Source organism: Croceicoccus pelagius (assembly GCF_001661915.1).
Taxonomy (GTDB): Bacteria; Pseudomonadota; Alphaproteobacteria; order Sphingomonadales; family Sphingomonadaceae; genus Croceicoccus; species Croceicoccus pelagius.
Genome location: NZ_LYWY01000032.1, coordinates 252897 through 265527, shown reverse-complemented (window position 1 = coordinate 265527; position 12631 = coordinate 252897). Strand labels below are relative to the sequence as shown.

The window sequence follows — 12631 nt, the reverse complement described above, 5'->3', positions numbered from 1 at the left end:
AGCGGACATCGTCATGCAGAAATCGTCACTCGTCATCGTCTATCACCGCCAGCCCTATGAAGAGGTTGAGGAAAACGGGAAAACCGTCTTCCGCGCGAACAAGAGCCCCAATGGCATCGTCCCGACGCTGAAGGCATTCTTCAAGCGGCTGGAACCGGGTCGCGGCGCATGGGTCGCGTGGAAGGAACACGAAGAAGGCGATCCCGATTTCGAACGCGTGATCCATATCGACGACGAAAACGGCGGCTTCCACGTCCGCCGCCTGCCTCTGACGAAGCAGCAGTCGTCGAGCTTCTATCACGTGACATCGAAGGAAGCGTTCTGGCCGGTGCTGCACAGCTTTCCCTGGCTGTTCAGCTATGACAACGTCGACTGGCGCACGTTCCACGAAGTGAACCGCCTTTTCGCCGAGGCCGCTGCCGAGCAGGCGGACGACGGTGCGCTGGTCTGGATCCACGATTACAACCTGTGGCTGGTGCCGCATTACCTGCGCCAGATCCGGCCCGACGTGAAGATTGCGTTTTACCACCACACGCCGTTCCCGTCGCAGGACGTGTTCAACGTGTTGCCGTGGCGTGCGGAAATTTTGGGCTCGCTGCTCGACTGCGATCTCGTGGGCTTCCACATCCCGCGCTATGCCAAGAACTTCACTGACGTCGCCCGCGGGCTGACGGGGGCGGAAATCAGCGAAGTCGTGACGACGCCGCAGCATCTCAACGTGCCGGGGCAGGCGCTGTCCGAACCGCAGATGCCGCGCACGCTGAAGCTGGGCGACCGCGAGATTGCGATCGACATCTCGCCCGTGGGTGCGGACGTTCACCTTATCGACGACATTTTGGCCAAGCAGGACACCTCGGACCTCGAGGACCGCATCCTCGGCCGTCTCGACGGGCGCAAACTGATCGTTACCGTCGGGCGCACCGATTACACCAAGGGCACGATCGAGGCTTTGAAAGGCTTCGAACGCCTGATCGATCGCCGGCCGGACCTTCGCGGCAAGATCAAGATGCTCTGCGTTTCCGTCCGCGCGGCAAGCGGCATGGCGATCTATGACGAGACCCAGAGGGATATCGAGCAGCTCGTCGGGCGGGTAAACGGGCTCTATTCAAACCTCGGCTGGACGCCCATCGTGCTCTATTCCAACGCCATCCCGTTCGACCGGCTGATGAGCTATTACAAGGCCGCCGACATGTGCGTGACGACCCCGCTACGCGATGGCCTGAACCTTGTCGCCAAGGAATTCGTCGCGGCCAAAAACGGTGAGGCGGGCAAGCTGATCCTGTCCGAATTTGCCGGCTGCGCGGTCGAACTGCCAGAGGCGATCTACACCAACCCCTACGGGCACCGCGACCTTGACCGCGCGCTGGACGAGGCGCTGGCGATGGACGACACCGAGGCAAAGGGCCGCATGAAACGCATGCGCGCCGACGTGGAGACCTATGACATCGTCCACTGGATCGACAGCCTGTTCGCCTCGTTCGAACGGGTCGGGTTCGACGGCACGAAAGACAAGCCCAAGACGGTAGAAGCCGCGGTCTGACGATGGCGCGCCTGCGCGTCCTTTTCATCGCGATGGTGGCGCTTTTCGCGCTGGGCCCCGCACAGGCGCAGCGCGGCGGCGCGCACGTGTCGATCGCCTGCGGCGCGCTGGGGATCGAGCTCGAACTGTGCCGCGAAGCTGCGCAGCAATGGGCGCGCGAAACCGGCAACACGGTAGAGATCGTCAACACGCCCAATTCGTCGGGCGACCGTTTTCAGCTCTATGTCCAGCTCCTCTCCTCGCAGTCGTCTGATATCGACGTACTGCAGATCGACGTCGTCTGGGCCGGAATGCTGCAGACGCATCTCGCCGACCTGTCGGAGATGGGAGAGATCGCGCAACGCACGATGTTCCCCGCGCTTGTCGCCAACAATCGCGTAGGCGGCAGGTTCGTCGCGGTGCCGTGGTTCACCGATGCGGGCGTGCTCTATTACCGCAAGGACCTGCTGACGAAATACGGCTATGCCCCGCCGGAGACGTGGGACGACCTGACCCGCATCGCCGCCGCGATACAGAAGGCCGAGCGCGAGGCGGGTAATCGCCGCATGTGGGGCTATGTCTTCCAGGCCAAGGCGAGCGAGAGCCTGACTTGCAATGCGCTGGAATGGGTGTCGTCCCACGGCGGCGGATCGTTCCTCGCGCCCGACCGGACTTATACCGCCGACAACCCGCGTGCCGCCGCTGCGCTGGACCGCGCTGCGAAGTGGGTCGGCACGATCTCGCCGCGCGGCGTGCTGAACTACGACGAAGAAACCTCGCGCGGGGTGTTTCAGACCGGCAACGCCGTCTTCATGCGCAACTGGCCCTATGCATGGGCGCTGGCGCAGGCGGACAGCAGCCCGATCCGCGGCAAGGTCGGCGTGGTCGCCCTGCCCGCGGGGCCGGGCGGTGAAAGCGCGGCGACGCTGGGCGGCTGGCAGCTTGCCGTGTCGCGCTATTCGGAACATCCCGAGGCGGCGAAAGACCTCGTGCGCTATCTCACCAGCGCAAAGGAACAGAAGCGCCGCGCTATTTTGGGCGCGTATAACCCGACGATCATTTCACTGTATCAGGATGCCGAGGTGCTGGAAGCGAACCCGTTCTTCGGCACGCTCTACCCTGCTTTCGAGAACGCCGTTGCCCGTCCGGCCCGTCCCGCAGGTGCGCGCTACAACCAGGTTTCCGACGCGATCTGGCGGGCAAGCTACGACGTGCTGCAAGGCGATGAGACGGGCCGGCGCGCACTGGAAAACCTCGAGGAGGAAATCGCGCGCATCGCCTTCCGCGCCCGTTGGGCCGAAAAGGAGGTGGGCGAATGACCGCGCGTTCCGCCATCGACAAGGCGCGGGCGCGGTCGGCATGGATCTTCGTCGCCCCGATGCTGATCGTTCTCGCGCTCGTCGCGGCATGGCCGCTGGCGCGCACGATCTGGTTTTCCATGACCAACGCGACGCTGGTCGACCTGACGACTTACGATTTCATCTGGTTCGACAACTTCATCGTCCATGCAGACGGGCGCTGGTACGGCATATTCACCGACCCGCAGTGGCTTCGCGCGCTGTGGAACACGCTGGTCTTTGCCGCTGTTTCGGTCAGCCTCGAACTCGTCTTGGGCGTGATCGTCGCGCTGATCGTCAATGCCGCGCTTCCGGGAAGGGGCCTGATGCGCGCGGCGATGCTGGTGCCGTGGGCGATCCCGACGGTGGTGTCGGCCAAGATCTGGCAATGGATGCTCAATGACCAGTTCGGCGTAGTCAACGCGATGCTGGAAGGTGCCGGCTTCATCGACGGGCCGGTCGCGTGGCTTGGCGGATCCAGCCTTGCGATGGTGTCGATCATAATGGTCGACGTGTGGAAGACGACGCCTTTCGTCGCGCTGCTGGTGCTGGCCGCGCTGCAGACGCTGCCGAAGGAAATCTACGAGGCCGCAAAGGTCGACGGCATCCATCCGGTGAAGGTCTTCTTCAAGGTGACCCTGCCGCTGATCAAGCCCGCGCTCGTCGTTGCGGTGATTTTCCGGCTGCTGGATGCGATGCGGATGTTCGACCTCGTCTACGTCATGACAGGGTCGAGCGAGGAGACGATGACCCTGTCCGTCTTCGCGCGGCAGGCGCTCGTCTCGTTTCAGGACGTCGGGTACGGTTCAGCGGCGTCGACGGGGCTGTTCCTCATCATCGCGCTCATCACCGTCATCTACATCATGACGCTCAAACCGCTTGGGCGGGAGAAGGCTGCATGAAGGGCAAAGCTGCCTTGAAGACCGGCGGGCTGATCGCGCTCTGGATCGTGGTCGCGCTGTTCCTGCTGTTCCCTTTCTACTACGCGGTGGTCTCGTCCTTCCGCGAAGGGTCCGCGATCTTCGAGGCATCGCTGTGGCCCGCAAACCCGACGTTCGCGAACTACGAAGCGGTGATGACGGACCAGCCGTTTGCGAAGAACATCCTCAACTCGCTGATCGTCGCGTTCTCCGTCGTCGTCCTGTCGCTGGGGCTGGCGACGTTTGCGTCTTACGCTTTCGGGCGGGCGAAGTTCAAAGGACGCCGCCTGCTGCTTTACACTATCCTCGGCGTCTCGATGTTTCCGCAAGTGGCGGTGCTTTCGGGCCTGTTCGAGATCGTGCGATTGTTCGGCCTCTACAACAACCTCCTCTCGCTCGTGTTCAGCTACATGATCTTCACGCTGCCCTTCACGGTCTGGGTGCTGACGAGCTTCGTGCGCGACCTGCCGGTGGAGATCGAGGAAGCCGCGATCATGGACGGAGCGTCATCTTGGACGATCGTGACCAAGGTGTTCCTGCCGCTGCTCGCACCCGCACTGGTGACGACGGGCCTGCTCGCCTTCATCGCGGCGTGGAACGAGTTTCTTTTCGCGCTTTCGTTCACGCTCACCAACGAACAGCGAACCGTGCCGGTCGCCATCGCGCTGATCAGCGGGGCCAGTCAGTACGAACTGCCGTGGGGCAACATCATGGCCGCGTCCGTCATCGTCACCGTGCCGCTGATCGTGCTGGTGCTGTTCTTCCAGAAGAAACTCGTCGCCGGGCTCACCGCCGGCGCAGTGAAGGGATAAGAGGATGTCTTGCGTCCGCCTTGAAGGCATAGCCAAGCGTTTCGGTTCTACGCAAGTGATCCGCGGTGTCGACCTCGACATACAAAGCGGCGAATTCGTCGTCTTCGTGGGCGCTTCGGGATCGGGCAAGTCGACGCTGCTGCGCATGATCGCGGGGCTGGAACAACCCAGCGAAGGCCGCGTCTTCATCGGCGATAGCGACGTGACCGACGCCCCGCCGTCGGAGCGCGGCGTGTCGATGGTGTTCCAGTCCTACGCGCTCTACCCGCACATGACGGTGCGCGAGAACATCGCCTTCGGCCTCAAGCTGAAAAAGACGGGCAAGGCCGCGATAGAAGAAGCCGTCACCCGCGTCGCCACGATGCTGGAGATCGAGGCACTGCTGGACCGCAAGCCGGGGCAATTGTCGGGCGGCCAGCGCCAGCGGGTCGCCATTGCGCGGGCCATCGTGCGCGAACCGCAAGTGTTCCTGTTCGACGAGCCGCTCTCCAACCTGGACGCCGCGCTGCGCACGCGCACCCGGATCGAGATCAAGGAGCTTCACCGCAAACTGGCCGCCACGATGATCTACGTGACGCACGACCAGGTGGAGGCCATGAGCCTTGCCGACCGGATGGTGATCCTGAACGGCGGGCGCATCGAACAGGTCGGCCCTCCGTCCGTGCTCTATCACCAGCCTGCGACGAAATATGTCGCGGCCTTCCTTGGCTCGCCCACGATGAACTTCGTGTCGCCTTCGGTGGTCGGCGATGCGGGCGGCGCGGAAAGCGTCGGCATCAGGCCCGAGGACATGCGCGTTGCCGGGGCGGCTGGGGCCGAAAGCGGGCTTTCCGGCACGATCGAGGAAGTCGAGGAACTGGGCGAAACGCGCATCCTGCACGTGAAGCTGAACACCGGCGACATCATCGCGGTGAGGGACCGTTCCCTCGACGATCCGAATATCGGGCAGGTGGTTTCGGTCGCGTTCGACGAAACCGCGGTCCACCGCTTCGACGCGAAGGGCGCGCGTATCTGACGGCGCTGGCTGAAATGCATTTCGCGCAACTGCGACGGTATTCTGTGCGCTTTAAATGCAACTGACAGGGCGGTAAGGACGCGCCTCAAGGAGAAGACATGTTCGACAGCCTTGATGCCCTGTTCCTGGCGCGTGCCCAGTTCGCGTTTACGGTCAGCTTCCACTTCATCTTCCCGGCCTTCTCGATCGGGCTCGCCAGCTATCTCATGGTCCTGGAAGGCCTGTGGCTGAAAACGGGCAAATCGCTCTACCTCGACCTGTTTAAATACTGGCTGAAGATTTTCGCCGTCGCCTTCGCCATGGGCGTCGTGTCGGGCATCGTCATGTCTTATCAATTCGGCACGAACTGGGCGGTGTTCTCAGACAAGGCGGGGCCGGTTATCGGCCCGCTGATGGCCTACGAAGTGCTGACCGCTTTCTTCCTCGAGGCAGGTTTCCTTGGCGTCATGCTGTTCGGGATGGAAAAGGTGGGCAAGAAGATCCACTTCGCCGCGACCTGCATGGTGGCGCTGGGCACGTTCATTTCCGCATTTTGGATCCTGTCGGTGAACAGCTGGATGCAGACGCCGACGGGCTACGAAATCGGCGCGAACGGCCAGTTCCTTCCCGGCGATTCCTGGTGGGCGATCGTCTTCAATCCCAGTTTCCCCTATCGCCTGGTCCACACTGTGATCGCGGCCTACCTGACGACAGCGCTGGCCGTGGGCGGCGTGGGGGCATGGCACTTGCTGAAGGACCGCGCGAACGCGCACGCGAGGCTGATGTTCTCGATGGCGATGTGGATGGCCGCCCTCGTCGCGCCGGTGCAGATCTTTGCCGGTGACATGCATGGCCTCAACACGCTGGAGCATCAGCCCGCCAAGGTCATGGCGATGGAAGGGCATTACGAAAGCCATCCCGACGGCGCGCCGCTGATCCTGTTCGGCATTCCCGACAGCGAGGCGGGCGAGGTCAAGTACGCTATCGAGATTCCCAAGGCATCCTCGCTGATCCTGAAGCACGATCCGAACGCGCCGCTGGCAGGGCTCGACACGATTCCCAAGGAAGACCAGCCCCCCGTCGGTGTCGTCTTCTGGGCGTTTCGGATCATGGTCGGCATCGGGTTCGCAATGCTGGGCCTTGGCATGTGGAGCCTGCTCGCGCGGTTCCGGAGAAAACTCTACGACTGGCCCTTGTTGCACCGCGCGGCGGTTCTGATGGGGCCGTCGGGCTTCGTCGCGGTTATCGCGGGCTGGTTCACGACCGAAGTGGGCCGCCAGCCGTTCACCGTCTACGGTCTGTTGCGCACGGCGGACAGCGCCAGCCCGTTGGACGCGCCTGCGGTGGCCGCTTCCCTGCTGGCTTTCGTGGTCATCTATTTCGCGGTCTTCGGCATGGGCGCGTGGTACATGCTGCACCTGATGAAGAAGGCGCCGCAGCCGCTTGAAAAGGGCGTGAAGCGCGGCATGAAAGGCCCGATCCGCACCGCCGGCATCACGCCGGGGCCGACGCAGAACCCCGGCCATGCCGAGCTGCTGCCCGACAGCGATCCGACAGACGAGGATCCGCCAGAAGGATCCAAGGATGCCCGCACGCCTGAAGGGGGAGAACGCTGATGGACCTCACGATCCTTTGGGCAGGCATCATCGCCTTCGCCGTCTTCGCCTATGTCGTCATGGACGGGTTCGACCTTGGCATCGGCGTGCTGTTCCCGACATTCAAGGTCGGGCCGGAGCGCGATCAGGCGATGAACACCATCGCGCCGGTGTGGGACGGCAACGAAACGTGGCTGGTGCTGGGCGGCGGCGGTCTGTTCGCCGCGTTTCCGCTGGCCTATGCCGTGCTGCTGCCGGCGACTTATCCGCTCGTCATCGCCATGCTGCTCGGCCTCGTCTTTCGCGGGGTGGCGTTTGAATTCCGCTGGCGCGATCCGGCGCACCGCCCGTTCTGGGACGCGGCGTTCACCGGCGGTTCGCTTGTCGCATCGATGGCGCAGGGCATGATCCTTGGCGCGATGCTACAGGGGATCGAAGTCGCAAACCGCGCCTATGCCGGATCTTGGTTCGACTGGCTGACGCCCTATACGCTTATGACCGGTCTTGGCACGACGGCGGGTTATGCGCTGCTGGGGTCGACCTGGCTGATCTGGAAGCTGGAAGGACCGGCGCAGGACCATGCCTATAAACTGGCGTTCAAGGCGATGCTGGCAACCGGTGCACTGATGGCGGCGGTGTCGCTCTACAATCTGACGCTGCGGCCCGAATATGCGGATCGCTGGCTGACGACGCCGGAAATCCTGTTCACCTGGCCGATCCCGATTGCGACTGCCATCGCGGGCCTGTTCCTCTGGCGCGCGCTGATAAAGCGCCGCGAAGTCGCGCCGTTTTTGCTCAGCCTGCTGCTGTTCCTGCTCGGCATGGCGGGGCTGGGGCTGACGATGTACCCCGACGTCGTGCCGCCCGACATGACGATCTGGGATGCCGCCGCACCAGAACGCAGCCAGATCTTCATGCTGGTGGGCGTTGCGCTGACGATGCCGCTGATCATCGGCTATACCGCTTGGGCTTATTGGGTGTTTCGAGGGAAGGTGGGGGCCGATGGGTACCACTGATCGCACCCCCGGCGCTGCGGGCGACGCGAAACCGCTTTGGCAGCGGCTGGGCTGGCTCGCGCTGATCTGGGCGGGAAGCGTCGCAGCGCTGGGCGCGGTGGCCTATGTGCTCAGGCTCTGGATCGCGCCCTAGCTCCCAATCTCAGGACCAAGCCTGCCGGTATAGCTCCACGATGGCGTCCGCGTCCGCCGGCATCGGATTGTTCGCGGGCGAGCCCGAGGCGATGGCCTGTTCGCTCATGACGGGGAGCAATTCGTCCCAACGCTCCTTCGCGATGCCGTAGGCGCCGGGGCCGGGCACATCGAGATCGGCATTCAGCCGCTCCAGCTCCTCCACCAGCCGCGCGGTCGCCAGCTGGTCGGCATCGCTGTCGGAGGCAACGCCCATGGCGCGGGCGCAGTCGGCATAGCGGGCCGTGGCGGCCGGCACCGAATAGCGTGTGACGACGGGAAGCAGCATCGCGTTCGAAAGCCCGTGCGGCACGTGGAAGAAGGCGCCGATCGGGCGGCTCATCCCGTGGACCAGCGCGACAGAGGCGTTGGAGAATGCCAGACCGCCATGGTGCGCGCCCAGCATCATCGCCTCGCGCGCTGCGCGGTTCGACGGATCGTCGCAGGCCGTGCGCAGGTTCGGCGCGATCAGTTTCATTGCCGAGATCGCCATGGCATCGGAAAAGGCATTGGCCTTCTTCGAGACATAGGCCTCTATCGCGTGGGTCAGGGAATCGATGCCGGTATCGGCGGTAAGGCGGCGCGGCTTGGTCAGCGTAAGCTCGTAGTCGATCACCGCCAGCATCGGCAGGAACGCCAGCCCTGCGCAGAGCATCTTTTCGTCCGTCGCCTCGTCAGTGATGATCGTGACGCGGGTCGCTTCCGATCCCGTGCCCGCTGTCGTCGGGATGGCGATCACGGGAAGGCCGGGGGTGTCGGTGACAGCGGGCACCTTGAGCGAGGGAATGGGCCGCGGATCGAGCGCCAGCGCGGCAATCGCCTTCGAGGTATCGATCGGGCTGCCCCCGCCGAACCCGATGACGCAGTCGAAATCGCCTGCCCGCACGACGTCCAGCGCCGCTTCCACCACCGCGACCGTCGGATCGGGCACGGTATCGGCAAAGACCGCGCTGCTGCAGCCCGACTTGCGCAGGATACCCTGCAGCTTTTCGACCAGTCCGCTGCCAGCAAGGAACGCGTCAGTGACGATCAGTGCCTTCGACAGTCCGGCGGCCTGCATCAGCGAACCGGTCTCGCAGAGCGCTCCGCCGCCGATACGGACGCGGCGCGGCAGGTTGATATCGTGCATGTTCGTTTTCTCCCGCCCACGATCATAGACCGGCGGGCGGGAGCGCGACAATGCGCCGAATGATCAGTCCCGCTTCGTTTCCGGCGCAGGCAAGAAGGGCACCGGTTCCTTGAAGGTATGTGTGATGTAGGGGAACGGAATTTCGATATCCGCGGCTTCCAGCCCTGCCTTGACGCGCTTGAAGATATCGTCGCGGATGGCGAACATGTCGCGCGGCATCGCACCGCACCACCAGCGGATCATGAAATCGACAGAACTGCCGCCGAAGTTCGAGACATAGACGTCGATCGGCTTATCGTCGGGCACGTCTTCCAGACCTTCCAGAGACTTCTTGATCACCTCGGTCGCGTGATCGAGATCGGTGTCGTAGGACACGCCCACCGTGATTTCCCAACGGCGGATCGGCTGTTCGGTCAGGATCTTGACCGGGTTCTTGAACAGCATCGAATTGGGGCAGACCGTCAGTTCGCCGGTGAACTGGCGGATATGCGTTTCGCGCAAGGTGATGTGTTCGACCTTGCCCAGGATGCCTTCGACCTCGACCGCGTCGCCGATCTGCATCTTGTCGCGCAGCATGATGAGCACGCCGGCAAGAAAGTTTTCGAAAATGTCCTGAAAGGCGAAACCGATTGCGACGGTGCCGACGCCCAGCCCAGCGATGAGTCCGCCTGCCGACATGCCAGGCAGAATGATGGTCAGGGCGATGAGCAGGCCTGCGAGCCAGATCGTCAGCTTGACCATCGTTTCGACCAAGGCCTTCAGGCTCTCGCGCATCGATGTCTTGCCGGTCAGGCGGTCGGCGATGTTGGTGGCGAAACGGGCGAGGAGCCAGGTGACGAATATGACGGCGAGGGCGATGGCCATTTTGGGAAGCAAGGCGATCAGGCCCTCGCCCATTCCCAGCAGTTCGGTCTTCAGAATCTCGACGATATCCAGCACTTGCACGACTTCTCCAGCTTTCGGTGTCTTCCCCAAATCGATCGCACGCCTAGGGGTTCCGCCCCTTGGCGGTCAAACCGTACGTAAGGGTGAAAATGCCGCTTCGGGCGGTGCCAGCCGGGGACGCGCGGCGCCCCGGCAAGCGGGAAATCAGGCCTTTTCGTCGACCTTCTTCTCATCAACCTTAAGGGCGCCGCGGCGTACCTGGTCACGCTCCATGCTTTCGAACAACGCCTTGAAGTTGCCTTCGCCGAAACCTTCATCACCGCGGCGCTGGATGAATTCGAAGAAGACCGGCCCGATCTGTGCCTCGGCAAATATCTGGAGCAGGAGGCGGGGCGTGCCCCCTTCGGTCGTACCGTCGAGAAGGATGCCGCGCGTCTTCAACTCGCCAACAGGTTCGCCGTGGCCGGGCAGACGCTCTTCCAGCATCTCGTAATAGGTTTCGGGCGGCGCAGTCATGAAGGGGACGCCGCTTTCTTTCAGCTTGTCCCAAGTGCCCAGAAGATCGTCGCAGATGAAGGCAATGTGCTGGATGCCTTCGCCGTTGTAGGCGCGCAGGAATTCCTCGATCTGGCCGCCGCCGGACTTGCCTTCTTCGTTCAGCGGGATGCGGATCTTGCCATCGGGCGCGGTCAGCGCCTTGCTGGTAAGGCCGGTATATTCGCCCTTGATGTCGAAGAAACGGATTTCGCGGAAGTTGAACAGCGTCTCGTAATAGTCGGCCCAATAGGCCATGCGCCCGCCATAGACGTTGTGCGTCAGGTGGTCGATCCGGTCGAGGCCTGCGCCTTCGGGGCGCCTGGCAACGCCGGGCAGGTATTCGAAATCGATGTCGTAGATCGAGAGGCTGCCGTCACCATCATCGTAGCGGTCGGTCAGGTAGATGATGGCGTTGCCGATGCCGCGGATCGCGGGGATATGCAGTTCCATCGGGCCGGTGTTGGTCTCGACCGGCTCTGCCCCGCGTGTCAGCAGTTCGGCATAAGCCTTGGCGGCGTCCTTGACGCGAAAGCCCATGCCGCAGGCCGAGGGGCCGTGTTCGCGGCTGAAGAACCATGCCGCGCTGCCCGGTTCGTAATTGGTGACGAGGTTGATGTCGCCCTGCCGCCAAAGCTCCACATCCTTCGAACGGTGGCGCGCCACGCGGGTGAAGCCCATGGCCTCGAACACAGGCTCCAGGACGCCCTTTTCCGGTGCGGAGAATTCCACGAATTCGAACCCGTCGAGGCCGATGGGATTTTCGAACAGGTCGGTCATGATGCTTTCTCCGCAAGCTTTCCGCGCCACGGCGTCTCACCGTCCAGCAGGGTTCCTGCCGGGATCGGGTCGCTGTCGCGCCAGGTTTCGTAGATGGGTCCGAAGTCCAGTTCGACGAGCCGTTGCAAAAGCTGCTCCATCGAATCGAGGACGAAGTAGTTGATCTGGAAATCGTCGATCCGGTACGCGGTTTTCATGATGCGTTCCGGGTCGAACGGCAGGCGCAGGACGTCGGGATCGGTGACCGAATAAACGGTCTCACCCGCGCTCGACACGATGCCCGCGCCAAAGGCTTTCAGCCCCTTCCTGCTGTCGATCAGGCCGAATTCGATCGTGTACCAGTAGATGCGCGCCAGCATGTCGAGCGCGCCCATTTCCATCGCGCGGCGGCCTGCCTTGCCATAAGCTTCGAGGAAGTCGGCAACGCTGGGGTCGAGCAGCATCGGCACGTGGCCGAAGAAATCGTGGAAAATGTCCGGCTCGACCAGGTAATCCAGCTCGTGCTCTTCGCGGATCCAGCGGGTGACTGGGAACTGGCGCGCGGCGAGGTGGTCGAAAAATATCTCGTCCGGGATGAAGCCGGGGACGGCGACAAGCTGCCAGCCGGTCGCTTCGGTCAGCACCATGTTCGCATATTCGAAGCGCGGGATGCCGTAGGAACAGTCCAGCCGTTTCAGCCCGTCGAGGAACTGGGGTGCTGCGTAAAGCTCGGCGAGCTTGCTCTGCCGCTCGTAAAGGCGGCGCCAGCGGTCGTGCTCCTCAGGCGAATAGGCATCCCAGTTCTGCGCGACGGTATAGTCGCGCCCCGCCTGCGAATAATCGCCGCGCAGTTCACTCTCGCTTTTTGCTGTTCCAGGCTTCTCCATCGAATGCACAGTACCATCAACAGCAGGTGATTTGTGTGCTAATCCGTGCAAGGTAGCGGACCAGCACGCCGAT

The 12631-nt window shown here is 63.1% G+C and carries 12 protein-coding genes; 8 read left to right on the top strand and 4 right to left on the bottom strand.

From position 1 onward, the window contains the following. Nucleotides 1-13: 13 nt before the first annotated feature. The 8 genes from ggpS (at nucleotide 14) to A9D15_RS16230 (ending at nucleotide 8326) form a co-directional block, all read left to right on the top strand. Nucleotides 14-1540, top strand: coding sequence for a glucosylglycerol-phosphate synthase (gene ggpS, locus A9D15_RS06845; protein WP_066763327.1), 1527 nt, complete (start codon nucleotides 14-16; stop codon nucleotides 1538-1540). A gap of 2 nt (nucleotides 1541-1542) precedes the next feature. Continuing rightward, on the top strand, nucleotides 1543-2838 hold the full coding sequence (locus A9D15_RS06840) for an ABC transporter substrate-binding protein (protein WP_066763325.1): 1296 nt from the start codon (nucleotides 1543-1545) through the stop codon (nucleotides 2836-2838). Next, entirely contained in the window at nucleotides 2835-3758 is a 924-nt protein-coding gene (locus A9D15_RS06835; RefSeq protein ID WP_066763323.1) for a carbohydrate ABC transporter permease, read from the top strand. Before A9D15_RS06840 ends, A9D15_RS06835 begins: the two co-directional genes overlap by 4 nt. Further along, nucleotides 3755-4588, top strand: a complete 834-nt coding sequence (locus A9D15_RS06830; protein ID WP_082924309.1) for a carbohydrate ABC transporter permease — start codon at nucleotides 3755-3757, stop codon at nucleotides 4586-4588. Before A9D15_RS06835 ends, A9D15_RS06830 begins: the two co-directional genes overlap by 4 nt. A gap of 4 nt (nucleotides 4589-4592) precedes the next feature. Continuing rightward, nucleotides 4593-5603, top strand: coding sequence for an ABC transporter ATP-binding protein (locus A9D15_RS06825; protein ID WP_066763322.1), 1011 nt, complete (start codon nucleotides 4593-4595; stop codon nucleotides 5601-5603). Nucleotides 5604-5701: 98 nt separating this feature from the next. Then, a complete protein-coding gene (locus A9D15_RS06820; protein ID WP_066763321.1) occupies nucleotides 5702-7198 on the top strand; it encodes a cytochrome ubiquinol oxidase subunit I in 1497 nt (498 codons plus the stop codon). Then, on the top strand, nucleotides 7198-8193 hold the full coding sequence (gene cydB, locus A9D15_RS06815; RefSeq protein WP_066763319.1) for a cytochrome d ubiquinol oxidase subunit II: 996 nt from the start codon (nucleotides 7198-7200) through the stop codon (nucleotides 8191-8193). Before A9D15_RS06820 ends, cydB begins: the two co-directional genes overlap by 1 nt. Then, nucleotides 8180-8326 (top strand): DUF2474 domain-containing protein, encoded by a 147-nt coding sequence (locus tag A9D15_RS16230; RefSeq protein ID WP_082924308.1) that lies wholly within the window; start codon nucleotides 8180-8182, stop codon nucleotides 8324-8326. Before cydB ends, A9D15_RS16230 begins: the two co-directional genes overlap by 14 nt. Nucleotides 8327-8335: 9 nt before the next feature. Here the strand turns inward: A9D15_RS16230 and A9D15_RS06810 are convergent, their stop codons facing one another. The 4 genes from A9D15_RS06810 to phhA form a co-directional block, all read right to left on the bottom strand. Beyond that, complete coding sequence (locus A9D15_RS06810; protein ID WP_066763317.1) at nucleotides 8336-9493, bottom strand: iron-containing alcohol dehydrogenase; 1158 nt, start codon at nucleotides 9491-9493, stop codon at nucleotides 8336-8338. A 63-nt stretch (nucleotides 9494-9556) separates the two neighbouring features. Next, nucleotides 9557-10432 carry a mechanosensitive ion channel family protein gene (locus tag A9D15_RS06805; protein WP_308419911.1) on the bottom strand — a complete coding sequence of 292 codons (876 nt, stop codon included), beginning with the start codon at nucleotides 10430-10432 and terminating at the stop codon, nucleotides 9557-9559. A 150-nt stretch (nucleotides 10433-10582) separates the two neighbouring features. Next, nucleotides 10583-11692: a 4-hydroxyphenylpyruvate dioxygenase gene (gene hppD, locus A9D15_RS06800; RefSeq protein ID WP_066763315.1), complete on the bottom strand. Its 1110-nt coding sequence runs from the start codon at nucleotides 11690-11692 to the stop codon at nucleotides 10583-10585. Then, nucleotides 11689-12558 carry a phenylalanine 4-monooxygenase gene (phhA, locus tag A9D15_RS06795; RefSeq protein WP_066763313.1) on the bottom strand — a complete coding sequence of 290 codons (870 nt, stop codon included), beginning with the start codon at nucleotides 12556-12558 and terminating at the stop codon, nucleotides 11689-11691. The genes hppD and phhA overlap by 4 nt, the downstream gene beginning before the upstream one ends. Nucleotides 12559-12631: the final 73 nt, after the last annotated feature.